The 24,174-nt window shown below is 66.4% G+C and carries 15 protein-coding genes; 11 read left to right on the plus strand and 4 right to left on the minus strand.

What is annotated here, in order from left to right; genetic code table 11:
• Positions 1-38 precede the first annotated feature (38 nt).
• The 9 genes from ACSX1D_RS11155 (at position 39) to ACSX1D_RS11195 (ending at position 14,036) form a co-directional block, all read left to right on the plus strand.
• The gene (locus ACSX1D_RS11155) at positions 39-518 is read left to right on the plus strand and encodes a chemotaxis protein CheW (protein WP_439858594.1); all 480 of its coding nucleotides are present in this window, start codon (positions 39-41) and stop codon (positions 516-518) included.
• Complete coding sequence (locus tag ACSX1D_RS11160; RefSeq protein WP_439858595.1) at positions 505-2,028, plus strand: CheR family methyltransferase; 1,524 nt, start codon at positions 505-507, stop codon at positions 2,026-2,028. Before ACSX1D_RS11155 ends, ACSX1D_RS11160 begins: the two co-directional genes overlap by 14 nt.
• Positions 2,013-2,621: a chemotaxis protein CheW gene (locus ACSX1D_RS11165; RefSeq protein WP_439858596.1), complete on the plus strand. Its 609-nt coding sequence runs from the start codon at positions 2,013-2,015 to the stop codon at positions 2,619-2,621. The genes ACSX1D_RS11160 and ACSX1D_RS11165 overlap by 16 nt, the downstream gene beginning before the upstream one ends.
• Positions 2,622-2,625: 4 nt before the next feature.
• Entirely contained in the window at positions 2,626-4,272 is a 1,647-nt protein-coding gene (locus ACSX1D_RS11170; protein ID WP_439858597.1) for a methyl-accepting chemotaxis protein, read from the plus strand.
• Positions 4,273-4,326: 54 nt separating this feature from the next.
• Positions 4,327-6,093: a methyl-accepting chemotaxis protein gene (locus ACSX1D_RS11175; RefSeq protein ID WP_439858598.1), complete on the plus strand. Its 1,767-nt coding sequence runs from the start codon at positions 4,327-4,329 to the stop codon at positions 6,091-6,093.
• A 7-nt stretch (positions 6,094-6,100) separates the two neighbouring features.
• Complete coding sequence (locus ACSX1D_RS11180) at positions 6,101-8,299, plus strand: hybrid sensor histidine kinase/response regulator (protein WP_439858599.1); 2,199 nt, start codon at positions 6,101-6,103, stop codon at positions 8,297-8,299.
• Between the two features lie 12 nt (positions 8,300-8,311).
• Entirely contained in the window at positions 8,312-9,361 is a 1,050-nt protein-coding gene (locus ACSX1D_RS11185; RefSeq protein ID WP_439858600.1) for a chemotaxis protein CheB, read from the plus strand.
• Between the two features lie 2 nt (positions 9,362-9,363).
• Positions 9,364-12,939, plus strand: coding sequence for an EAL domain-containing protein (locus tag ACSX1D_RS11190; RefSeq protein WP_439858601.1), 3,576 nt, complete (start codon positions 9,364-9,366; stop codon positions 12,937-12,939).
• A gap of 119 nt (positions 12,940-13,058) precedes the next feature.
• The gene (locus tag ACSX1D_RS11195; RefSeq protein ID WP_439858602.1) at positions 13,059-14,036 is read left to right on the plus strand and encodes a cysteine synthase A; all 978 of its coding nucleotides are present in this window, start codon (positions 13,059-13,061) and stop codon (positions 14,034-14,036) included.
• 25 nt (positions 14,037-14,061) lie between these two features.
• On the opposite strand, the gene ACSX1D_RS11200 is transcribed toward ACSX1D_RS11195, so the two are convergent.
• A complete protein-coding gene (locus ACSX1D_RS11200) occupies positions 14,062-14,823 on the minus strand; it encodes a Mut7-C RNAse domain-containing protein (protein ID WP_439858603.1) in 762 nt (253 codons plus the stop codon).
• A gap of 327 nt (positions 14,824-15,150) precedes the next feature.
• Between ACSX1D_RS11200 and ACSX1D_RS11205 the strand changes: the two genes are divergently transcribed.
• The gene (locus ACSX1D_RS11205) at positions 15,151-17,232 is read left to right on the plus strand and encodes a putative bifunctional diguanylate cyclase/phosphodiesterase (RefSeq protein WP_439858604.1); all 2,082 of its coding nucleotides are present in this window, start codon (positions 15,151-15,153) and stop codon (positions 17,230-17,232) included.
• Between the two features lie 27 nt (positions 17,233-17,259).
• Here the strand turns inward: ACSX1D_RS11205 and ACSX1D_RS11210 are convergent, their stop codons facing one another.
• Complete coding sequence (locus ACSX1D_RS11210) at positions 17,260-18,264, minus strand: TRAP transporter substrate-binding protein (protein WP_439858605.1); 1,005 nt, start codon at positions 18,262-18,264, stop codon at positions 17,260-17,262.
• Between the two features lie 413 nt (positions 18,265-18,677).
• Between ACSX1D_RS11210 and ACSX1D_RS11215 the strand changes: the two genes are divergently transcribed.
• Entirely contained in the window at positions 18,678-19,412 is a 735-nt protein-coding gene (locus ACSX1D_RS11215; RefSeq protein ID WP_208706852.1) for an SDR family oxidoreductase, read from the plus strand.
• A gap of 114 nt (positions 19,413-19,526) precedes the next feature.
• On the opposite strand, the gene ACSX1D_RS11220 is transcribed toward ACSX1D_RS11215, so the two are convergent.
• Both ACSX1D_RS11220 and ACSX1D_RS11225 read right to left on the minus strand, forming a co-directional pair.
• On the minus strand, positions 19,527-20,915 hold the full coding sequence (locus ACSX1D_RS11220; protein ID WP_439858606.1) for an efflux transporter outer membrane subunit: 1,389 nt from the start codon (positions 20,913-20,915) through the stop codon (positions 19,527-19,529).
• Positions 20,912-24,085, minus strand: a complete 3,174-nt coding sequence (locus ACSX1D_RS11225; protein ID WP_439858607.1) for an efflux RND transporter permease subunit — start codon at positions 24,083-24,085, stop codon at positions 20,912-20,914. Before ACSX1D_RS11225 ends, ACSX1D_RS11220 begins: the two co-directional genes overlap by 4 nt.
• Positions 24,086-24,174 lie beyond the last annotated feature (89 nt).

Raw genomic sequence — 24,174 nt, forward strand, 5'->3', positions numbered from 1 at the left:
GAGGGTGAGCAACAACGTGTGGTGACAGGGACGGGTCTATGGATAGATACCTGGTGTTGCCGTTCTGGTTGTCGGGTCAACACTTGGCGGTTGCCCTCGATCAGGTGGTTCGAGTGCTGCCGGCACTGCAGAGCACCCCCTTGCCCGGGGCGCCCGAGGCTATTTGCGGGCTGGCGAACGTACGCGGCAAACTGCTCCCGGTGGTGGACCTGGCCCGCCGCTTCGGTTGGAGCTCCCCAGAGCTCACCCTCTGGCAACCCTTCATCTGGCTGACCAGCAGCACACGCGAGCTGCTGCTGCCAGTCGACCTGGTCGAAGCGGTACTGCCCTGCAGCGCCGAGGACTTTACCGCGACGCCCGATCCGCGAGTGCCTTCCAGCCTGCTACGCGGCGTGATGCGCAGCAGTGACGGGCTCTTGCTGATCCAGGATGTCGAACTGCTGCTCAGTGACGCTGACGAGCAGCGCCTCGACACGCTGCTGGCAATGCAGGAGGGGCGCTTCGATGCTGCGCGCTGAGCCCAGCTGTTCGCCGCGGCTGCTGCAAGCATTGAGCCACAAGGTCCTGCAGCATCTCGGCCTGGACTTCGCCGGCGCCAGGCAGACGGACCTGTTGCGCCGCCTGCAGCTTCTGGCGATGGAGCGGCAAGTCGTGGATTTCAACGGCTGGCTGCAGGAGCTGGCCTTTGCCGACTGGGACGACGTGCAAGCGCAGGACCTGATCGCCGCGTTCACCGTCGGCGAAACCTATTTTCGCCGCGATTCCGAAGCCTTCGACTGGCTCGCCGAGCACCACCTGGCGCCGCTGCTGGCGCGCCGCCGTCGTGAGGGGCGCCGGAGCCTGCGGCTGTGGAGCGCCGGCTGCTGTACCGGCGAGGAAGCCTACGGGCTGCTGTTCCTGATCGACGAGCTGCTCACCGGTGAGCGCGAGCAGTGGAATATCGAGCTGGTAGCCAGCGACATCAATGCGGCATTCATCGCCCGGGCGGAGCAGGGGCTCTACGGCAAGAACGCCTTCCGTGTCGATGAAGAGGGCTTCCGCCATCGCCACTTCCAGGCCGAGGGCCGCCAATGGCGGGTGCGCCCGGCCTGGCGCGGGCGCATTCGCTTCATCCAGTACAACCTCGCCGACAACCAGTTAGCGCCGGCGCTTGCCGGCGCCGACCTAATTCTCTGCCGCAACGTGCTGATGTACTTTTCGCCGGCCCGGGCGCAGGCGTCGCTACGTCGTCTGATCGCCAGTCTGAGCCCGGACGGCGTGCTGCTGCTGAGCGCCGTGGAGGCCGGGCTGGCGACCCAGGCCGGCCTGCAGGGACGCTGGGCCGGCTGCAACTATGCCCTGGGCGCGCGCGTCCCCTTGGCGATGGACGGCGTACCGCCACCGCTAGCCTCGATGCTGGCGCCGCGTCGTGCCGAACGCACCAGCCCGAGCGCTCCGCGACCCGCCCCGATCACAGTGACCGTGGCGCCCGCCTCGAGTCCCGCCGAGCGCGAGCGGCGCAACAGCGAAGACTACTGGCGCCAGGCCACCCAGGCCCAGGCCGCCGGCCAGCACGAGCAGGCCCGCGAGGCCCTGCTGGCCTACCTGGGTTGTGCCACGCCGGGCCGCGCGCAACAGCACCGGGCCTGCCTGGCCATGGCGCGCAGCTGGGCCGACCAGCAGCATGTCGAGCAGGCCAGGGAGTGGCTGCAGCGCGCACTGGCACTGGATTGCGCCGCTCCGGCGGCGTATTGGCTGGAGGCGCTGCTGGCTCAGCAGGCCGGCGATAACCGGGCCGCGCTGGCTGCCTTGCAGAAAGCGCTGTACCTGGACCCCGACTTCATCCTTGGCTACTTCCTGCGCGCCCGCCTACTGCACGGCGAAGGCCAGCGCCGCGCGGGCGACAAGGCCTTGCAAGTATGCCGGCAACTGCTCCTGACCCAGGATGGCGGCGCGCTGGTGACCCATGGCGACGGCATCAGTTGTGCGCAGTTGCTGCGTCTGTGCGATCAACTGCAACAGGAAGCGTATACATGTCCGAGTCTCTGAAGGCGGATCAACGCTGGGCGCAGATCCGCCAGCGCCTCGCTGAGTTCGAGCAGCGCCTTGCCGCCGGCTTCGGCGTCGACGCCCAGGAACGTGACGCCCGCCTGCTGGCGCGTACGCGGCAGTGGGCGGAAAACGGGCGGCAGGAACAGGTCGAGGAGTGGCTGGAAGTGCTGACCTTCAGCATCAGTGGCGAGCAGTACGCCATCGAGAGCGAGCATGTCGCCGAAGTGCTGCCACTGGCCCAGTACACGCCCTTGCCGGGCGTTCCGCCGTTCGTGCTGGGCATCGTCAATGTGCGAGGCCATATCGTTTCGCTGCTCGACCTGCGGGTGCTGTTCGACCTGCCGATCGGTGGGTTGTCCGACAAGAATTTCATGGCAGTGCTGCGCAGCCGGGAGATGGAGTTTGGCCTGCTGATCGACCGGGTCCAGGGCATTGCACGTATCCGTCGAGACGGACTGCAGAAAAGCCTGGCCAATCTTGCTGGGGTGCGCGCGGCCTACCTGCTGGGGGTCACCGCCGAACAGTGCACCGTATTGGATGGGACGCGGTTGCTAAGCGATACGAGTTTGCAGATCAAGGTCGAGGAGTAGGGCAATGGAAGCGGCGATGGGCAGGGTTCTCAATCTGGGTATCGGCAGCAAACTGATCGCGGCCTTCGCCGCGCTGATCATCGGGTTCGGTGTCCTGCTGCTCAGCAGCCTGGAGCGCTTCGCCAGTCTGCAGGGCATTGAGGAACAGCAGTTCCAGCAACACTATGCGCGGCTCTCCGATGTCAAGGAGCTACGCCTGAACATCTCGGCCCAGCGCACCGACCTGATGCAAGTGATCAACCAGCAGGCACAGGCCGACCTGCCAAGCATCGAGGACGGTATCCGCCGCCGCACAATGGAGAATGAGCGCCTGATCAAGCGGCTGCAGCAGGCGGCGAGCGAGGACGAGGAGTTTTCCAGTGCTCTCGAAGACATGCTGGCGGTACGCGTCGCCCTGATGCAGACCCGTGCCGAGCAGCTGAACCTCATCCACGCCGGCGCATTCGAGCAGGCCAGACTGTTGAACAGCGGGGTCCAGCTCGAGCGCATGAACCGGATTCATGCACTCGGCGTCCAGCTGTCCGAACTCACCGACCAGCGCGTCACGGCGGCCCTGGAGCGTTCGCGCCAGGCGCTGGAGGCCCAGCGCGAACGGGTATTCAACTTGAGCCTGCTGCTGGTCGGCATCAGTGCCGTGCTGGCCTGGCTGCTCAGCCGGCATATCGCCAGGCCGCTGGCACGCCTGACCGGCTGGGCCGAGCGCATCGGCCGCGGCGAGATTCCCCAGGGCATCGTCGCCGGCACCCGTCAGGATGAAGTGGGGCGCCTGTCCCAGGCGTTCGTCGACATGAGTCGGTATTTGCGCGAGCTGGTACAGGAGATGAACGAGGGCATCACGGTGTTGGCGTCGTCCAGCGAGGAGATCCTCGCCGCTACCAGCCAGGTGGCCACCAGCACCCAGGAGACCGCCACCGCCATCAGCGAGATCGTCACCACGGTGGAGGAGGTCAAGCAGACCGCCGAGCTGGCGGGCAGCAAGTCTAAGACCGTGGCCGAAAGCACCGAGCGCACCCGCCAGGTGGCGCTGAATGGCCGTGAGGCGGTGGAGGAGGCGCTCAAGGGCATGGGCCTGATCCGCGAGCAGATGCAGGCGGTGGCGGAAAGCATCATGCACCTGGGCGAACAGAGCCAGACCATCGGCGAGATCGTCGCCTCGGTGGGCGACCTGGCCGAGCAATCCAACCTGCTCGGGGTCAATGCCTCGATCGAGGCGATGAAGGCCGGCGAGGCGGGCAAGGGCTTCTCGGTGGTGGCCCAGGAGGTCAAGGCCCTGGCCGTCCAGTCCAAGCAGGCCACCGCCCAGGTGCGCGGCATACTCGGTGAAATCCAGAAGGCCATGACCAAAGCGGTGCTGCTGGCCGAGCAGGGCAGCAAGACGGTGGAGTCCGGATTCGAGCGCGCCCAGTCCAGTGGCGATGCGATTCGCGCCCTGAGCAGCAACATCGAGGCCTCGAGCGAGGTGGCGCTGCAGATCGCCGCAACCAGCCAGCAGCAGATGATCGGCATGGACCAGATCGCCACGGCCATGGCCAGCATTCGCCAGGCCAGCCAGGACAACGTCGGCGGCACTCAGCAGGTCGACCTGGCGGCGCGCAACCTGCACCAACTGGGAATGAAACTCAAGAGCCTGGCCAGCCGCTTCAAGCTGTGAGTCCAGGCGCGGCCCTGGGCAGTGGCTCAGTCCCTGGGACAAGGAGAATCAAGCATGTTCAGAAGCATTGCCAACCTGAGTATCGGCAGCAAGCTGGTACTGGTCTTCGCGGCACTCATCCTCGGGTTCGCCGCTCTGCTGCTCACCTCGCTGCAACGCTTCGCCAGCCTTCAGGACAACCAGGCCGCCTTGTTCCAGCGCAGCTTCGAGCGGGTGTCCAAGGTCAAGGAGCTGCGCGTCAACATCATCACCCAGCGCGCCGAACTGCTCCAGGCGATGGCCGACGCCCATGGCGAGACCGGCACGCGCCTGGCGCAAAGCGAAGGCGAAATCGCGGAGTTATCCAAGGCCAATGACCGCCTGTTCGACGAACTGCTCGCCGGTCTGGGCGATGAAAGCGACACCGGTCGGCTGCTCAACCAGCTGATCAACGTGCGCGACGCCTTCGTGCAGACCCGTGACCAGCAATTGCTGCCACTTATTCGCGCCGGCCAGGTGCAGCAGGCCGAGGCGCTGGCCCTGGGGATTCAGTTGCAACGCATGGAGCAGATCAACGACCTCGGGCAGCGTTTGGCCGAGCTGACCGAGCAGAAGGTGCTGCAGATCCTGACCGAGGCCCAGGCGCATGTCGAGCGCCAGCGCCTGCAGCAGTTGCTGATGGGGCTGCTGATGCTGCTGCTCGGCATTGCCATGGCCTGGCAGCTCAGCCGGCATATCGCCCAGCCTCTGGCGCACCTGACCCTGATGGCCGAGCGCATCAGCCGTGGTGAAATCCCCCGGGAGCTGCGCAGCGAGACCCGTCGTGACGAGGTCGGCCGCCTGGCCCAGGCCTTCAGCCAGATGAGCCAGTACCTGCTGGCCCTGGCCGCCAAGGCCGAATACCTGGCCCAGGGTCACCTCGGCCAGGACAGCCAGCCGGTGTCCGACCAGGATGTGCTGGGTACCGCCTTCGCCACCATGCTGGCCAATTTGCGCAACCTGGTCGGCGAGCTCAACGAAGGCATTGCGGTGTTGGCCTCCTCCAGCGAGGAGGTGCTGGCAGCCACCAGCCAGGTCGCCACCAATACCCAGGAAACCGCTACCGCCATCAGCGAGATCGTCACCACGGTGGACGAGGTCAAGCAGACCGCGGTGCTGGCCAGCAGCAAGGCGCAATCGGTGGCCGACAGCACCGCGCGTACCCGCGAGGTGGCCCAGGGCGGCCGGCAGGCGGTGGAGGAGGCGCTCAAGGGCATGGGCCTGATTCGCGAGCAGATGCAGGCGGTGGCGGAAAGCATCATGCGCCTGGGCGAGCAGAGCCAGACCATCGGCGAGATCGTCGCTTCGGTCAGCGACCTGGCCGAGCAGTCCAACCTGCTCGGGGTCAACGCCTCGATCGAGGCGATGCGCGCCGGCGAGACCGGCAAGGGTTTCTCGGTGGTGGCCCAGGAGGTCAAGGCCCTCGCCGACCAGTCCAAGCAGGCCACCGCCCAGGTGCGCGGCATACTCGGTGAAATTCAGAAGGCCATGACCAAGGCGGTGCTGCTGGCCGAGCAGGGCAGCAAGACGGTGGAGTCCGGCTATGAGCGGGCACAGAGCAGCGGCGAGGCGATCCGTGCCCTCGACAGCAGCATCGTCGAATCCAACGAAATGGCCTTGCAGATTGCCGCTACCAGCCAGCAGCAGATGGTCGGCATGGACCAGGTGGCCAATGCCATGACCAGCATACGCGAGGCCAGCCAGAGCAACGTCAGCGGCACCCGGCAGATGGACCAGGCCACCCGCAACCTGCACGAACTGGGTCTCAAACTCCAGGGCCTGGCGGCCCAGTTCAAGCTGTGAGCCGCCCATGAGCCTGGATCGCAAGGCACTGCAGGAACGTTTGCTCGACAGTTTCAGGATCGAGGCGGGAGAGCGCCTGGCCGTGCTCGCCGACACCCTGGCCAACTGGCGCCAGGCGGGGGCCAGCGGCGACTCCATCGAGTCGCTGTTCCGCGAAGTGCACAGTCTCAAAGGCGCCGCCAGGGCCGTGGGCCTGGCCCCCATCGAGCGGCTCTGCCATGCCTGGGAGAGCCTGCTTAGCGCCGCACGTGGTGGATTACTCGAGTTGACGGCGGAGCGAGTCGAACTGTGCCGGCACGCCCTGCGCCTGGTGCAGCAGTTACACCTCGGCGAGAGTGTCGAGGCGGGCGCACCCGAGCAGTTCTGCGAGCGCTTGGAAAGCGCCGCGCGCGGCGAGGCGGTCAGCCTGCCGGCGGCTGTTCCAGCCGCCGTGGCGCCGCCACAGGAGCCGGGAACGGTGAGGGTTTCGGCTCGGCGCCTGGACAACCTGCTGTTCCACAGCGAAAGCCTGCTGCAGCTCAAGCTCGAGGCCCAGGCCCATGCCCGCCGCCTGCGCGAACACGCCGCCGCCTTCGAGCCGCAGCGCGGCAAGCGGTTGCTCGGCGCCGGCAACCTGAAACGCCTGCACGCCCAGCTCGACGAGCTGCCGCTGGCCAGTCGCGACGCCCTCAAAGGGGTGCTCGACTACCTGAACTGGAGCCAGGCGCAGCTCGATCAGCTGCACTTCGAGTCGATCCATCTGGCCAAGGCCGGGCAGCACCTGGCGCAAGGCCTGAGCCAGCTATCCGAGGCCCAGGCCGGCGAGCTGCAGGCGGTGCTGCTGCTGGCCGGCAGCACGCTGGTGGAGGGCCTGCCGGCGATGGTCCAGGACCTGGCCAGTCAGTCCGGCAAACGGGTCGAGCTGCAGGTGCGCGGCACCGACCTGCAGGTCGACAAGCGCATCCTCGACGAACTGCGCACGGTACTCACCCACCTGCTGCGCAACGCCGTGGACCACGGCCTGGAGTCGCCCCAGCGGCGCGAGGCCAGCGGCAAGCCGGCGATCGGGCTGATTCAGGTGGAATTGCTGCAGGAGTCGGCGGATCGCTTCGAACTGCGCGTGCAGGATGATGGCGGCGGCATCTCGGCGGCTTCGCTCAAGGCCAAGGCAGTCGCCGCCGGGCTGCTCAGCCCGGAGCAGGCCCAGGCGCTGAGCGAGGCGGAAAGCCAGCGGCTGATCTTTCGCTCCGGGCTGTCGACCAGCGCGCTGATCACCGACCTGTCCGGGCGCGGCCTGGGCATGGCCATCGTCCAGGAGGTGGTCGAGCGCCTCGGCGGGCGCATCGAGCTGCAGTCCAGCCCCGGCCAGGGCACCTGCTTCCACCTGCACCTGCCGCTGAGCCTGTCGACCTTCCGCGCGGTGATCGTGCGCAACGCCGAACGCACCTTCGCCATACCGGCACTGGCGGTCGAGCGCTGCCTGCGCCTGCCGGCCGGTGCGCTGAAGAACCTGGAGAACCGCCCCTCGCTGGCCCTCGACGGGCGCGTTCTACCGGTCTGGGCCCTGGCCGACGTGCTGGGCCTGAGCGACACGGCGCGCAGCGGCGACGAGCTGACCCTGCTGCTGCTCAAGGTGCGCGGCGAGCCCTTCGTGCTGCTGGTCGACGAGCTGCTCGGCGACCAGGAGATCACCGTGAAGAACCTCGGCAAGCAGCTGCTGCGGGTGCGCAACCTGCTGGGCGCGACCCTGCTCGGCGACGGCCAGCTGGTGCCCATCCTGCATCCGGGCGATCTCTACCGCAGCGCCCTGAACGTCGGCGCCGGCAGCCTGCAGCGCCGCGACGGCGAGGCGCCCGGCGCCACGGCGCAACGCTTGCTGATCGCCGAGGACTCGTTCACCTCGCGCGGCCTGCTCAAGGCCATCCTCGAGGGGGCCGGCTACCAGGTCACCACCGCCAATGACGGGCTGGAGGCCTGGAACGCCCTGAAGCAGGGCGCGTTCGACCTGCTGGTGTCGGACGTGGAGATGCCGCGCATGGACGGCTTCACCCTCACCGCGCGGATTCGCGGTGACCGTGAGCTGGCGGAACTACCCGTGGTGCTGGTGACGGCGCTGCACTCGGCCGAGGACCGCGCCCGCGGCCTCGAGGTCGGGGCCAGCGCCTACCTGGTGAAAAGCGGTTTCGAGCAGGACAGCCTGCTCGACGCGATTCGTCGTCTGATCTGATTGGGAGCTGTCATGCGCGTACTGATTGTCGACGACTCGCCGGTGCTGCGCGTGCTGCTGCGCACGGTGCTGGAAAACGCCGGCTTCGAGGTGAGCGAAGCCGACAGCGGCGAGCAGGCCTTGCGCCTGCTGGCCGGCTATCAACCGGACATCATCACCATGGATGTGCACATGCCGGGCATGGATGGCTATGAAGCCACCGCGCGGATACTGGAAAAGTACGCACTGCCGGTGGTGGTATTGACCGCCAGCGCCAACCTGTACGGTGCCGCCACGGCCATGCATGCGCTGGAAGCCGGCGCCCTGGCCGTTCTGGAGAAGCCCCGTGGGCCTGGCGCGGCGAACTTCGAGGAGCGGGTCGAGGAACTGCTGGGCACCCTGCGCAACATGGCGCAGGTCAAGATAGTGCGGCGCCCGCGCACGTTGAAGAAGGGTGCGACGGCGGAAGGCAGCCCGCTCTATGCCGGGCGCCCGCGCCTGGTGGCAATCGCTGCCTCTGCCGGTGGTCCGGTGGCCCTGAAAGAGCTGCTGTCGCGCTTGACGGCCCAGCAGCCCTGGCCGTTGCTGTTGGCCCAGCATATCGCCGCCGGATTCGTGGCCAGTTTCCGCGACTGGCTGGCGAGCATCTGCACGATATCCGTGGTCATCGCCGAACACGATCAGGCGCTGCAACCGGGGGTCCTGTACCTGTCCCCGGATGGCAAACAGTTTGGGGTCAGCGCCGATCTGCGGGCGCAGCTACGGAGCAGGAACGGCGAGGCGTACTGCCCTTCGGCCGACCATCTGTTCCGCAGCATTGCGCTGTGCCTCGGCAACCAGGCCATTGCCGTTCAGCTATCCGGTATGGGTCGGGATGGCGCCGAGGGGCTGCTTGAGTTGCATCGCCTCGGCGCTCTCACGGTCGCTCAGGAGCCCGCCAGCGCGGTGATCGATGCCATGCCGCTGGCGGCGATCAGACTGCATGCGGCGCGCCAGGTGCTGCCACCCGAGGCGATTGCCGCACTGCTCAATACCATTGCCTCGCGCGGTGCTGCCTGCAGCACCCTGCCGGGAGGAGAGTAACCATGTTCACGGATGCTGAAATTCTCATCGTCGAGGACAGCCCGACCCAGGCCGCCGAACTGCAGTTCCTGCTCGAGGCGGCCGGCTGCCAGACGCGCATCGCGCGCAACGGTGTGGAAGGCTTGGCCTGCCTGGCCGAACGTCTGCCGACCATCGTCATCAGCGATATCGTCATGCCGGAGATGGACGGCTATGAGCTGTGCCGCCAGCTCAAGGGCGATCCCCGCACGGCGAGCATTCCGGTGATCCTGGTCACCAGCCTGGCCGATGCCCGGGACGTGGTGCATGGCCTGGCGTGCGGCGCCGACAACTTCATCGTCAAGCCTTACGACGAGAAGTACCTGATGTCGCGCATCCGCTATTTCATGGTCAATCTCGAGCTGCGCAGCAACGAACGGGTGCAGATGGGCGTGGAGGTGGTGCTGGAGGGCGAGCGCCACTTCATCACCGCCAGTCGCCAGCAGATCCTCGACCTGCTGATCTCCACCTACGAGCAGGGCGTAAGGCTCAACCACGAGCTATTGGCCAAGCATGACGAGCTGACCCGCAGCAACTCGCTGCTCAACTGCCTGTTCCAGTTCACCAGCGGTCTGACCGACGCCAATAGCGAGCGTCATGTGATCCAGACTGCCCTGGGGCGCATCCTCGAGTTTCCCAACGCGGTCGGTGCCTGGCTGCTGCTCGCCGACGGCGCAGAGCAGGTTGGCACCTTGCGCGTGGCGGACGCCCGGGGCCGCGATGGCGACTACAGCCTGGAGCGCCTGGCGGCCTGTTCCACGGACTGCCCGTGCCGGCATGCCTGGCTGAGTGACCAGCTCAGCGTGCCGAGCAATATCGCCGGCTGTCCGGCCCTGGCGCAGATGGCCGAGCACAGTCATGCCAGCATCCCCCTGCAGCTCGGCGGCGAGACCATCGGCATGCTCAATGTGGTGCGTAACAAGGGTCAATCCTGGCCGGAGGATGCGCTTATCGCACTGGCCTCGATCGGTCGCCAGTTGGCCATGGCGCTCGGGCGGGTACGGCTGTTCGAGAGCCTCGAACAGCTGGTGGAACAGCGCACCCGGGCCCTGGGACAGAGCGAGGCGCTGCTGCGCAAGATTCTCGACAACCTGCCGGTCGGGGTATCGGTCGCCGACAGCAGGGGGCGACTGATTCTCAGCAACCCGGAAAACGGCTTGATCTGGGCCGGGCCGCAGCCGGCGGAGCTGGACGAATACGCCCGCTACCGGGGCGCCTGGACGGAGCATGGCGAGCCCCTGGATGCGCCAGACTGGCCACTGGCCCGGGCCGTGCGCGAGGGCAAGGTGATGCGCAATGAGGTCATCGACATCCAGGCCTTCGATGACTCGCACAAGACCACGCTCAATTCCGCAGTGCCCTATCTGGACGAACACGGCGTGGTGCAGGGCGCCATCGCGGTGATCCAGGATATCAGCGAACAGCGCCAGCGCGATCTGGAGATACGCATCCGCACGCGGGCCATGGAGGCCAGCGTGAATGCCATCGTCATCACCGACAACCAGCGCGAGGACCAGCCGATCGTCTACGTCAATCCGGCCTTCGAACGCATCACCGGCTACCGCAGCGAAGAGGTGCTCGAGCGCAATTGCCGCTTCCTGCAGGGCTCCGACCGCGAGCAACCGGAGCTGGACAGCATCCGTCGGGCCCTGGGCGCCCAAGAGGAGGGCAGAGCCATCCTGCGCAACTACCGCAAGGACGGCTCGGCCTTCTGGAACGAACTGCGCCTCGCCCCGGTGGTGAACGATCGCGGCAAGATCAGCCACTTCGTCGGCATCCTCCACGACATCACCGAGGCCAAGGGCTATCAGGAGGAATTGGAGCACCAGGCCAACCACGACAGCCTGACCGGCTTGCCCAATCGCAACCTGCTCAACGACCGCATCCTCCAGGCCATAGCCTTTGCCAGCCGCAACGAGGGGCTGTTCACCCTGGCCTTCATGGATCTGGACAACTTCAAGGTGGTCAACGACAGCCTCGGCCACAACGCCGGCGACCAGCTGTTGGTGCAGGTCGCCGAGCGCCTCAAGGCCTGCGCCCGGGAGATCGACACCGTGGCGCGCCTGGGCGGCGACGAGTTCGTCATCCTGCTGGCCGATGGCGGCCAGATGACCAAGCGCCTCGGTGGCCTGGAGCGTTTCAAACAGAGCGTCGCCGCCCCCTTGATACTCGACGGCCAGGAAGTGGTGGTCAGCTGCAGCATCGGCTTCTGCTGCTTCCCGGAGGACGGCCGTGATATCAGCACCCTGCTGCGCAACGCCGATACCGCCATGTACCAGGCCAAGCATCAGGGACGGAACCGCATCTGCGCCTTCACCCCGCAGATGAACGAGCAGATGCAGCGGCGCCTGCTGCTCGAGCGGGAGATGCGCCATGCCCTGCAGTACAACGAGTTCCAGGTGGTCTACCAGCCGCAGCTGGACCTGCACAACGGCCGCCTGTGCGGCTTCGAAGCCCTGGTCCGCTGGAGCCAGGACGGCAAGACGGTGATGCCCGACGAGTTCATTCCCCTGGCCGAGGAAACCGGACTGATAGTCGGCATCGATTTCTATGTCTTCGACGCCGTCTGCCGGCAGCTGCAGGAATGGAAGTACCTGCTGTTGAACGGCAGCATCGCGGTGAACTTCTCCGCCATCAGCTTCATGGCGCCCGAGTTCGTCGAACGCATCCAGGCCATCCTGCGCCAGCATGAGGTGGCGCCATCGCTGGTCAAGCTGGAAGTCACCGAGTCCATGCTGATGACCAACGCCGATGAGGTGCTGGCCCGCATGCGCGCCTTGATCTCGGTGGGTATTCGCTTCTCGATCGACGATTTCGGCACCGGTTATTCATCGCTGGGCTACCTCAAGCGCTTCCCCTTCAGCGAACTGAAGATCGACCGCAGCTTCGTCACCGACGTGCACCTGGACCCGGACAGCGCGTCCCTGGCGCGCTCGATGATCTCCATCGGCCACAACCTGGGCATCAAGGTGATCGCCGAGGGCGTGGAAAACGCCGAGCAACTGGGCTTTCTGCGCGCCGCCGGCTGCGACGAGCTGCAGGGCTACTACTACTCGCCGCCGTTGCCGCCCAAAGCCTGCATGCAGTTCCTCGACGAAGATGGCGAGCTGCAACTGCCACCCCTCATGGCCGGCGAGCCGGTTTCCCATCTGTTGCTGATCGACGACGAGCCCGGCGTCCTCAATTCGCTGCGGCGCGAGCTACGCCAGGAGAACTACCAGGTCCTGGTCGCCGGCAACAGCGTGGAAGCCTTGAATCTGCTGGCGACCCATCCCGTCGATGTGGTGCTGACCGACCTGCGCCTGCCCGACATGAACGGCGTGGAGTTTCTGAGACGTGTCAGGATGATCTATCCGGAGGTCATCCGCATGGTCCTGAGCGGTTCCACCGATGTGCGCAATATCCTCAAGTCGGTCAACGAAGGAGTCATCTACCGCTTCATCACCAAACCCTGGGATGCCGACGATCTGCGTAGCCAGCTGCGCGACGCCTTCGCCCAGCGGCATCTGGTACAGGAAAACCAGCGCATGCGCGAACAGCTGATGGCGCTGAAGCGCTGACCCAGCCGCAACGTTCGGCCCACCCGCGTGCCATTGCTTCGCACCTCTCGCCACGGCGGCCTGCAAGGGGCGACTTGGCCCACTAGACTGAGAGGGTTACAGCTGGCTGGAGGTGCACCATGAGCCTGCGCGAGGGTTTTATCGGTGCGATCGGCAATACACCACTGATCCGGCTTGCCCGGCTCAGCGCAGAAACCGGTTGCGAGATACTGGCCAAGGCCGAGTTTCTCAACCCCGGCGGTTCGGTAAAGGATCGCGCCGCCCTGGGCATCATCGAGGACGCCGAGCGTAGCGGCCGACTGCGCAGCGGCGGCACCGTGGTCGAGGGTACCGCCGGCAATACCGGCATCGGCCTGGCACATATCTGCGCGGTGCGCGGCTATCGCTGCATCATCGTGATACCCGACAACCAGTCACCGGAAAAACTGGAGCTGTTGCGCCATCTGGGTGCCGAGGTGCGCCCGGTGCCGCCCAAGCCCTACAGCGACCCGCACAACTACCAGAAGATCGCCGGGCGCCTGGCCGCGGAACTGCCTGGGGCGATCTGGGCCAACCAGTTCGATAACACCGCCAACCGCGAGGTGCACTACCGCACCACAGGACCGGAGATCTGGCGCGACACCGAGGGGCGGGTCGATGCCTTCGTCTGCGCCACCGGCACCGGCGGTACCCTGGCGGGCGTGTCGCGCTATCTGAAGGAACGCAACCCGGCCGTGCGCATCGTTCTCGCCGACCCCATGGGCAGCGCGCTCTACCACTGGGTACTGGATGGCGAGCTGCTGGCCGAGGGCAGCTCCATCACCGAAGGCATCGGCACCAGCCGGGTGACGGCCAACCTCAAGGACACCCAGATCGACTCGGCACTGCAGATCGACGACCAGCAGTGCGTCAACATGGTCTACCGCCTGCTGCGTGAGGAGGGGCTGTTCGTCGGCAGCTCCAGCGGCATCAACCTCAGCGCGGCGGTCCGCCTGGCCAGCGATCTCGGCCCCGGGCACACCCTGGTGACCCTGCTGTGCGACCGCGGCAGCCTGTACGCCAGGCGCCTGTTCAATCCCGCCTGGCTGCGGGAGAAGGGCCTGCGTGTGCCGGACTGAGCGCGCAGGGTTGGCGTGAGGTTGCCTAGCGAGGCGCTGGGTCGCTGCCTAACTCGAGCAGTGGCGCCAGTAGGGCGCACATGTTGCGCCAATGGCTGCCCTCCCAATACAGCCGGCGACAGCCGGCGCAGTGCATGAAGCGCGAGTAGCTGTAGCCGATGCGACTGGGCAGCCGCTCGCGGGCCTCCTCGAGATCGCTCGGCTGCAGCGGCAGGTTGCAATGCAGGCACAGGCTAAACGGCTTGATGCTGCGCGCCAGGTCCAGTCGTTCGAACAGCTCGCGCAGCTGCGGGGCCGGTTTCAGCGCATGCACATAACAACCGTGGCTGATCACGCTGCGTTTGAGCAGCTCGCGGTCGCGGGTCAGCACGATGCGTCCTTCCTGCGCCGCCAACTCGGCGATGGCCGCGTCCTCGAAGTGATTGTCGTAGAGCGTGTCGAAGCCCAGCATGCGGAGCAGCCGGGCCAGTCCGCCGAGATGGGCGTCGGCGACGAAGCGCAGCACGCGCAGCGGCCGATCGCGCACCTTGAGCAACGGGCTGATGTCCAGGCGCCCGAACTTCGGATAGACCGCCACCCGGTCGCCGTCCAGCAGCATTCGCTCGAAACCGACCGACTCGCCGTTGAGCAGCACCAGTTCCACCTCGGTATGGGGCACACCGAGCGCCTCGATCATGTGCTTGACCGTCGCCGCCTGCGCGCAGTCGCACTCGAACGCCCTGCGCCGGCGCGCAGGGGCCAGGAAGTCATTGAGCTCCTCGTAGAAGCGAAAAGTGGCGCTAACCATGCCCACAAGCTTAGCCCGGCCCAGGGGCGCACTCGCGACGCAGCGCCGCCCCGGGGTCGGTGTCAACGCAGCCGGCAGGCTGCGACAGATGGGGAATCACTCAAGCTTTGTTAAGCAAGTGGCTGTCCTGTTTCGAATTTTGGGTAACGGCTCACAACTTTATTGGTTAAGATCCCGGGCACTTGTCGCGGAAATGTAGCTGCAAGTGGCCTGCATGAAGCCGGGGCTCCCAGTCGGGATGCGCTCGCCTCTCCAGGGCGCCGGCTTCACTCCAGAACTTAACCCTCTGTTCCCGGGCTGTCGCCCGGCGGCGCATAGAGCGTTGTCATGCTGATCGCGAGCTACGATTTTTCCCTGGTGCTGACATCCCTGGCAGTGGCCATGCTGGCCTCCTATACCGCCCTCGACCTGGCCGGGCGTATCGCCACGGCCAAGGGCCTGGCGCTGCCCCTGTGGATCGCCGGCGGCGCGTTGGCCATGGGCATCGGCATCTGGTCGATGCATTTTATCGGCATGCTCGCCATGAGCCTGCCGATCCCCCTGGGCTACGACCTCGTCATCACCCTGCTGTCCTTGGCCATGGCCGTGCTCGCCTCGGGATTCGCCCTGTGGCTGGTGAGCCAGCCGCAGATGCCTCGCTGGCACTGGCTGCTCGGCTCGCTGGTCATGGGCGCCGGTATCAGTGCCATGCACTACGTGGGGATGCAGGCCCTACGCATGCAGCCGGGCATCGATTACGACCCCGTGCTGTTCGGCCTGTCCCTGCTAATCGCCGTCGCCGCCTCTGCGGCCTCGCTGTGGATCGCCTTTCGCCTGCGCCTGCCAGGCCCATCGGTGCGCCTGGCACGCGCCGCGGCGGCCCTGGTCATGGGCGGCGCGATAGTCGGCATGCATTTCACCGGCATGGCCGCGGCCAACTTTCCGCTCGACAGCTTTTGCCTGGCGGCCGGCACTGGCCTGGACAGCGCCTGGCTAGCGGGATTGGTCAGTACCGCGACACTGGCGGTGTTGGTAATTGCCCTGCTTACCTCGCTGCTCGATGCGCGCATGCAGGCGCAAGTCGCCAGGCTGAGCGAGTCCTTGGCCCAGGCCAACCGCGAACTGACCCAGTTGGCGCTGCATGATCCCCTGACCAAGCTGCCCAACCGCCTGCTGCTGGAAGACCGGATCGGCCAGAGTATTCACAAAATGGCGCGCAGAGGCGGCCATTTTGCGCTGATGTTCATGGATTTGGACGGCTTCAAGCCGGTCAACGACGCCTTTGGCCATCACCTCGGCGACCTGCTGCTGTGCGCGGTGGGCGAACGACTGCGCCAGCGCCTGCGCGCCCAGGACACCCTGGCGCGGGTCGGCGGCGATGAGTTCGTGCTGCTGGCGGAGCTGCGCGAGGCGGACGATGCGGTGAATCTCGCCGAACAGATAGTCCAGCTGATCAGCCAGCCCTTCACAGTCGGCGAACATGAGCTGCGCGTGTCCACCAGCGTCGGCATCGCCCTCTATCCCGGCGATGGCGAGGATCAGCAGGCCCTGCTGCGCAATGCCGATGCGGCCATGTACCACGCCAAGGGCGCAGGCAAGAACGGCTACAGCTTCTTCGAGGCGTCGATGAACGCCAATGCGCGCAAGCAATTGCAGCTGCTGCATGACTTGCGCATGGCCCTGGAGCGCGACGAGTTCCGTCTCTACTACCAGCCCAAGTTCGATGCCCTGAACGGCCGACCGACCGGAGCCGAAGCCCTGTTGCGCTGGCAGCATCCGGAGCGCGGCATCGTCTCGCCGGCCGAGTTCATCGAGCAGGCGGAAAAGACCGGGATGATCATCGTCATCGGCGAATGGGTGCTCGACCAGGCCTGCCGGCAGATGCGCCAATGGTACGAGCAGGGTCACCGCGACTGGCGCGTGGCGGTGAACCTGTCGGCGCTGCAGTTCTGCCATGCCGGCCTGATCGACAGTGTCGCCACGGCGCTGCAACAGCATGCGCTGCCGGCCAACTGCCTGACCCTGGAGATCACCGAGACCACGGCGATGAGCGATGCCGACGCGACCCTGCAGGTGCTCAATCTCCTGGCCGAGATGGGCGTAGACCTGTCCATCGACGACTTCGGCACCGGCTACTCCAGCCTGCTCTACCTCAAGCGCCTGCCCGCCAACGAGCTGAAGATCGACCGCGGCTTCGTCAGCGATCTGGTGCATGACAGCGACGATGCGGCAATCATCTCCGCCATCGTCGCCCTGGGCCAGGCGCTGAACCTGCGCATCGTCGCCGAGGGCGTGGAAACCCTGCAGCAGAAGAGTTTTCTCACCGAGCTGGGCTGCAACTCGCTGCAGGGCTTTCTGCTCGGCCATCCGTTGCCTGCCGATCAGTTCATCCAGGCCTTGGACGGTGGCGTTTTGGTCGGCGCCGAGTGAGCGCTGCCGGTCAGGGGCAGCAATCGTTCAACGGAGCGACTTGCGGTTGACGGCCTGCGCAGCCTTCAGTACATCGGTACCAATCTGCGCCTCGAACTGCTGCCACACCGGACGCATGGCGTTACGCCAGGCCTCGCGCTGTTCGGCGCTCAGGCTAATCACCTGGCTACTACCGGAGGCCTCGATGCGTTGGCGGTCGGCCCGGTTATCGGCCTCGGCCTGGCGGTTCACCGCATAGGAGACCTCATCGACTATAGCCTCCAGTTCAACCCGGATCGTATGGGGAATGGCGTACCAGAAGCGCGGATTGCTCACCAGCATGTAGTCGAGCACGCCGTGGTTGGTCTCGCTGATATAGGGCTGCACGCGGTGCAGGTTCTTGCTGTAGATGTTTGACCAGGGATTCTCCGCCCCCTGTACCCGTCCGCTCTGCAGCGCCTCGAACACCTCGGCGAATGGCATAGCCTGTGATTGCGCCCCAAGCTGCCGGAACTGTGCATCGAGCACCTCGGAAGGCTGGATGCGGAAGTTCAGCCCCGCCGCGTCGATCGGCAGCAGCAAGGCCTTGCTCGCCGACAACTGCTTCATGCCGTTGTGCCAGTAGGCCAGCCCGACGATATCGTGCGCCTCCATGGAACGCAGCAATTGGCGACCCTTGGCGCGTTTCTGGAAGCGATTGACGGCGTCCAGGTCATCGAACAGAAAGGGCAGATCGAACACCTGCAGCTGCTGGGTATACTGGCCGAACTTGGCCAGGGACGGGGCCAGTAACTGGACCTCGTTCTTGCGCAGCGCCGCCAGTTCATCGGCATCGCCATAGTGCGAAGAGTTGGCGTAGACCTCGACCCGGACCTTGCCAGCCAGGCGCTCCTCGACCAGTTGCTTGAATAGCAGGGCGCCTTGGCCCTTCGGAGTGTTGTCGGCGACCACATGGGAGAACTTGATCAGGATCGGCTCCTGGGAGGCAGCCTGGGCACTGACGACGGCGAGCGCCAGGGCGCACGCGGCCATGGCGAGGAATGACTTGAGCATTGACATGTCCTTTCTTGTTGTCGGGATCGGCGGCTGCGACCGGCCTGCTCGCGGGGCGTTCCGGCAATACCGCGCGCGGCCTTCGCGCCTGAGCTCTGCGTAGTGCAATGCCTGAGCCAAAAGCTGGGTATCGCGCGAAGCCGGGGCTCGTCGAAAGAACGGCGTGATGCACCTCACAGCGAGTGGCGGTTTTCCGCCAAGTTAGTGTGCAGCAGTGGCGGACTGTGGCTGATCGGGCGGCACCTGGCCCCAGTCACTGTCCATAGAGTGCCAGCCCGGCGTTGCTCGTCTGTCCGAGTTGGGGATGACTGGTCGAACGCGAAGGAGCAAAGGCGGCTATACCACTGCTAAAGACGTGCACGGCGTTCGCCGGATCCACGGTGGGTGCTTGAGCCGCACGCTCGGGAGTGCCCATGCCGAAAGTAGCCATAGTCACAGGCGCCTCGCGGGGAATAGGGGCAGCCATTGCCAAACGCCTGGCCGCCGACGGCATCCGCGTGGTGGTGAACTACACCTCGCGGCCGGCCGACGCCGAGCAGGTGGTCCGCGACATCGCCCGCGCCGGCGGCCAGGCCTATGCGGTGCTGGCCGACGTCAGCGACCCGGTCGCGGTCGAAGCATTGTTCGACCAGGCGGAGGTGGAGTTCGGCGCCGTCGACATCCTGATCAACAACGCCGGGATCATCCAGCCCGGCATGGTCAATCTCGCCGACAGCGACGATGGGCTGTACCAGCGGCTGTTCGCGATCAACACCAAAGGCACCTTCAACACCCTGCGCCTGGCGGCGACGCGTCTGCGCGAAGGCGGGCGGATCGTCAACTTCTCCTCCAGCGCGGTGGCCCTGGCGCTGCCGGGCTATTCGCTGTTCGCCGCCTCCAAGGCCGCGGTGGAATGCCTGACCCGGGTATTCGCCAAGGAGCTGCGCGGGCGCAGCATCTGCGTCAACGCCATCGCCCCGGGGCCGACTGCAACCGACCTGTTCCTCAGTGGCAAACGGGTGGAACTGGTCGAGCGGCTGGCCAAGCAGGCGCCCCTGGAGCGCCTCGGCAGCCCCGCGGATATCGCCAATGTCGTGGCCTTTCTGGTCAGCGAGGAGGGCGACTGGGTCAACGGCCAGGTGATAGGGGTCAACGGCGGCCTGATCTAGCCGTGCACGGTCGGCGCGCACCTTGGCGCGAGCAAAAAAATGCCCCAGGGTCAGGAGCGACAACCTGGGGCGAAGAGGGTTGGCGAGCAACACCAACCTGGGAGTGAGCAAGGATCAGGCCTGGGGTTGCCAGCCGCCGCCGAGGGCCTTGTAGATGGCCACGATGCCGCGGTACAGCTCGACCTCCGCCTGGGCCTGGGCATCTTCGGCGGCCAGGCGCTCACGCTCGGCATCCAGCAGCACGAGGAAGTCCACCGTGCCTTCGCGGTAGCGGATGGCCGCCTGTTCGGCGGCGGCGCGACTGGCCTCGGACTGGCGCAGCAGGGCGATTAGCTGCTGCTGGGTCTTGGCGTAGTCGCTGAAGGCGTTCTCGGTTTCCTCCAGGGCCAGCAGCACCTGCTGTTCATAGCTCGCCAGCGCGCCCTCGGCGTCAGCCTCGGCGCCGCGCAGGCGGGCGCGCACGCTGCCCAGGTCGAAGGCCGCCCAGCTGATGCTCGGCGCCAGGCCCCAGGCCCGGGCCGCCGAGGCGCCCAGCTGCGAACCCCGACCGGCGGTGAAGCCGAGGAAACCGCTCAGACTGACCCGCGGGAACAACTCGGCGGTGGTCACGCCAATGGTCGCGCTGGCGGCCGCCAATTGCCGCTCCGCCGCGCGGACGTCGGGCCGCCGGCGCAGCAATTCGGCCGGGTCGCCGACCGGCAGCGCCTTGGCGATTGCCGGCAGCGGCCGCGCAGACAGATCCACACTCAGTTGCTCCGGGCGCTGGCCGAGCAGGGTGGCGATACGGTTGCGCGCGCGCAGCTGTTCGCCCTGCAATTGCGGCAGGCTGGCCTCGACGGCGGCCAGACGGGCTTCACTGCGTAACACATCCAGCTCGCTGCCGACGCCGGCATCGCGCAGTTGCTCGACGATGCCCCGTGATTCCCGCTGATTGTCCAGGTTTTCCCGGGCGATGGCTTCACGCAGCTGGGCGCCGCGCAGCCTCCCATAGGCATCGACCAGCTCGGCGATCAGGCTGACCTGCAACTGGAAGTAGTCTGCCTCGACGACCTCGATCAGCGCCTCGCTGGCCTCGAGCTGACGCTGGAGGCGGCCGAACAGGTCCAGCTCCCAGGCCATGTCCAGGCCCAGGTCGTAGCGCTCGCTGCTCACCCGTTGTTCGCTTACCCCCGGCTGCTGGGCCTTGCCGAGTGCGCTGCTGGCTCGCCCGGTGACGGTCGGCAGGCGGTCGTTGGCGACATCGTCGCGGATCGCCCGGGCCGCGCGCAGCCTAGCGAAGGCCACGCGTAACTCGCGGTTCTCCCGCAGCGACTGGCGGACCAGCTGATTGAGGGTCGGGTCATCGAACTGCTGCCACCAGAGCGCCTCGAAACGCGAGCGATCATAGTCCTGGTGCTCGGCGCCGAGCACGCGCGCCGCCGGCGTGTCCGGCGCCCGATAGTCCGGACCGACGGCACAGGCGCTCAGGGCCAGGGCGAGCAGGGCAGGGGTCAGGGCCTTCATGCCTGCACCTCCCGCAAGCGCCGAGCCTGCCTGGCCTCGCGGCCCTCGACGAAGGCGCGAATCAGCACATAGAACACCGGGGTCAGCAGCAGGCCGAAGAAGGTCACCCCGAGCATCCCGCTGAACACCGCCACCCCCATGGCGTGGCGCATCTCGGCGCCGGCGCCGGAGGACAGCACCAGGGGCACCACGCCCATGATGAAGGCGAAGCTGGTCATCAGGATCGGTCGCAGGCGCAGGCGGCAGGCTTCCAGCACCGCCGCGACGCGGTCCAGGCCTTCTTCCTGTTTCTCCTTGGCGAACTCGACGATCAGGATGGCGTTCTTGCAGGCCAGGCCCACCAGCACGATCAGGCCGATCTGGGTGAAGATGTTGTTGTCGCCGCCGCTGATAATCACCCCGGTGATGGCCGACAGCAGGGTCATCGGCACGATCAGGATCACCGCCAGCGGCAGGCTCCAGCTCTCGTACTGGGCGGCCAGCACCAGGAAGGCCAGCAGTACGCAGAGCGGGAAGACGAACAGCGCGGTGTTGCCGGCGAGGATCTGCTGATAGGTCAGCTCGGTCCACTCGAAGCTCATGCCGTTGGGCAGCTCCTCCTTGAGCAGTTTGGCCATGGCCGCTTCGGCCTGTCCGGAGCTGTAGCCGGGCGCCGCGCCACCGTTGATCTCGGCGGTGAGGAAGCCGTTGTAGTGCATCACCCGGTCGGGACCGGCGCTGCCCGAGACCTTGACGAAGGTCGACAGCGGCACCATCTCGCCACGCTGGTTGCGCACCTTGAGCTGGCCGATCTGCTCCGGCTCCAGGCGGAACTTCTGCTCGGCCTGGACGTTGACCTGGTAGGTGCGGCCGAAGCGGTTGAAGTCGTTGGCGTACAGCGAGCCGAGGTAGACCTGCATGGTGTCGAAGATGTCCTCCACGGCCACCCCGTGGCTCATGGCCTTCTCCCGGTCGATGTCGGCATCGACCTGGGGCACGTTGACCGTATAGCTGGTGAACAGCCCGGCCAGTTCTGGTACCTCGCGGCTCTTGGCGATGACGTTCTGCACCTGCTTGTACAGTTCCTCGTAGCCGAGGTTACCGCGATCCTGCACCTGCACGCGGAAGCCGCCAATGGTGCCCAGGCCCTGCACCGGCGGCGGCGGGAAGATGGCGATGAAGGCGTCCTGGATCTCGGCGAACTGGCCGTTGAGCTGGCCGGCGATGGCGCCGGCGCTCATGGACGGGTCCGTGCGCTGGTCGAAGGGCTTGAGCGGGGTGAAGACGATGCCGCTGTTGGGGCTGTTGGTGAAGCCGTTGATCGACAGGCCCGGGAAGGCCACGGTGTTCTCCACCCCGGGGTGCTGGCCGGCGATCTCCGACATGCGCTTGATCACCGCCTCGGTGCGGTCCAGCGTCGCGGCGTCCGGCAGCTGGGCGAAGGCAACCAGGTACTGCTTGTCCTGCGGTGGCACGAAGCCGCTCGGGGTGTTGGCGAAGCCCAGGTAGGTCAGGCCCATGAGCCCGCCATACACCAGCAGGGCGATCGAACTGCCGCGCAGCACGCGTTGCACGGTGCGGCCATAACCGCGACTGGCGCGCTCGAACAGGCGATTGAAGGGCGCGAACAGCCAGCCGCCGAACAGCTTGTCGAGCAGGCGGGAGAAGGCGTCCTTGGGCGCGTCGTGGCGGCGCAACAGGGCGGCGGCCAGGGCCGGCGACAGGGTCAGGGAGTTGAACGCGCTGATCACCGTGGAGATCGCGATGGTCAGGGCGAACTGCTGGTAGAACTGGCCGGTGAGACCGGAAATGAAGGCGGTCGGCACGAACACCGCGCAGAGCACCAGGGCGGTGGCAACGATTGGCCCGGTGACTTCCTTCATGGCCTGGCGGGTAGCCTCGACCGGAGACTTGCCCAGGCCGATATTGCGCTCGACGTTTTCCACCACCACGATGGCGTCGTCCACCACGATGCCGATGGCCAGCACCAGGCCGAACAGCGACAGGGCGTTGAGCGAGAAGCCCAGCAGGTGCATCACCGCGAAGGTTCCGATCAGCGACACCGGTACCGCGACCAGGGGAATGATCGAGGCGCGCCAGGTCTGCAGGAACAGGATCACCACCAGCACCACCAGGACGATAGCCTCGAGCAGGGTGTGCACCACCGCCTCGATCGAGCCACGGACGAAGATGGTCGGGTCGTAGACGATCTCGTAGTCCACGCCCTGGGGAAAGCTCTGCTTCAGTTCGGCCATGCGCGCGCGCACGGCGTCGGAAATCGCGATGGCATTGGAGCCGGGGCGCTGGAACACCGGGATGGCCACCGCAGGCTTGTTGTTGAGCAGTGAACGCAGGGCGTACTGGCTGGAACCCAGCTCGATGCGGGCGATGTCCTTCAGGCGGGTGATCTCGCCATTGTCGCCGGCACGCACGATGATGTTCTCGAACTCCTCCTCGCTGACCAGGCGGCCCTGGGTGTTGATCGACAGCTGGAAGCTGTTGTCGCCGGCAGACGGCGGCGCACCCAGGGCGCCGGCGGCCACCTGGCGGTTCTGCTGGCGAATCGCGGCGACCACGTCGCTGGCGGTGAGATTGCGCGAAGCCACCTTGTTCGGGTCGAGCCAGACCCGCAGCGAATAGTTACCCAGGCCGAACAGCTGCACGTCGCCGATGCCGTCCAGGCGCGCCAGTTCGTCCTTGACGTTGAGCGCGGCGTAGTTGGACAGATAGAGCATGTCGTAGCGGTCGTCCGGCGAGGTCAGGTGGACCACCATGGTCAGGTCCGGCGAGGCCTTGTCGACGGTCACGCCGAGACGCTGCACCTCGCTGGGCAGGGTCGGCATGGTGCGGGTGACGCGGTTCTGCACCTGCACCTGGGCGCTGTCGAGCTCGGTGCCCAGGGCGAAGGTGATGGTCAGGGTCAGCTTGCCGTCGGCGGTGGCCTGGGACGACATGTAGAGCATGTCCTCGACGCCGGTGATCGCCTGCTCCAGCGGCGAGGCGACGGTCTCGCCGATCACCTTGGGGTTGGCGCCGGGGAAATTGGCGCGCACCACCACGGTCGGCGGCACCACCTCCGGGTACTCGCTGATCGGCAGCTGGAACAACGAGATGGCGCCGCCGATCAGGATCAGCAGCGACAGCACGGCGGCGAAGATCGGTCGCTGAATGAAGAATTGCGAGAAGTTCATCGGTAGTCCTTTGGCACCGCTGCGCGCGACCTGGAAGGCCCCGCGCACGCTACGGTCTGGGGTAGGGTGCGCCTAGCACACCCGGGCAT

This window comes from Pseudomonas sp. MBLB4136 (assembly GCF_051904765.1).
Taxonomy (GTDB): domain Bacteria; phylum Pseudomonadota; class Gammaproteobacteria; order Pseudomonadales; family Pseudomonadaceae; genus Aquipseudomonas.

Coding starts and splice junctions, on each gene's coding strand:
- ACSX1D_RS11155 (WP_439858594.1), top strand. CDS start 39: ATGGATAGATACCTGGTGTTGCCGTTCTGGTTGTCGGGTCAACACTTG.
- ACSX1D_RS11160 (WP_439858595.1), top strand. CDS start 505: ATGCTGCGCGCTGAGCCCAGCTGTTCGCCGCGGCTGCTGCAAGCATTG.
- ACSX1D_RS11165 (WP_439858596.1), top strand. CDS start 2,013: ATGTCCGAGTCTCTGAAGGCGGATCAACGCTGGGCGCAGATCCGCCAG.
- ACSX1D_RS11170 (WP_439858597.1), top strand. CDS start 2,626: ATGGAAGCGGCGATGGGCAGGGTTCTCAATCTGGGTATCGGCAGCAAA.
- ACSX1D_RS11175 (WP_439858598.1), top strand. CDS start 4,327: ATGTTCAGAAGCATTGCCAACCTGAGTATCGGCAGCAAGCTGGTACTG.
- ACSX1D_RS11180 (WP_439858599.1), top strand. CDS start 6,101: ATGAGCCTGGATCGCAAGGCACTGCAGGAACGTTTGCTCGACAGTTTC.
- ACSX1D_RS11185 (WP_439858600.1), top strand. CDS start 8,312: ATGCGCGTACTGATTGTCGACGACTCGCCGGTGCTGCGCGTGCTGCTG.
- ACSX1D_RS11190 (WP_439858601.1), top strand. CDS start 9,364: ATGTTCACGGATGCTGAAATTCTCATCGTCGAGGACAGCCCGACCCAG.
- ACSX1D_RS11195 (WP_439858602.1), top strand. CDS start 13,059: ATGAGCCTGCGCGAGGGTTTTATCGGTGCGATCGGCAATACACCACTG.
- ACSX1D_RS11200 (WP_439858603.1), bottom strand. CDS start 14,823: ATGGTTAGCGCCACTTTTCGCTTCTACGAGGAGCTCAATGACTTCCTG.
- ACSX1D_RS11205 (WP_439858604.1), top strand. CDS start 15,151: ATGCTGATCGCGAGCTACGATTTTTCCCTGGTGCTGACATCCCTGGCA.
- ACSX1D_RS11210 (WP_439858605.1), bottom strand. CDS start 18,264: ATGCTCAAGTCATTCCTCGCCATGGCCGCGTGCGCCCTGGCGCTCGCC.
- ACSX1D_RS11215 (WP_208706852.1), top strand. CDS start 18,678: ATGCCGAAAGTAGCCATAGTCACAGGCGCCTCGCGGGGAATAGGGGCA.
- ACSX1D_RS11220 (WP_439858606.1), bottom strand. CDS start 20,915: ATGAAGGCCCTGACCCCTGCCCTGCTCGCCCTGGCCCTGAGCGCCTGT.
- ACSX1D_RS11225 (WP_439858607.1), bottom strand. CDS start 24,085: ATGAACTTCTCGCAATTCTTCATTCAGCGACCGATCTTCGCCGCCGTG.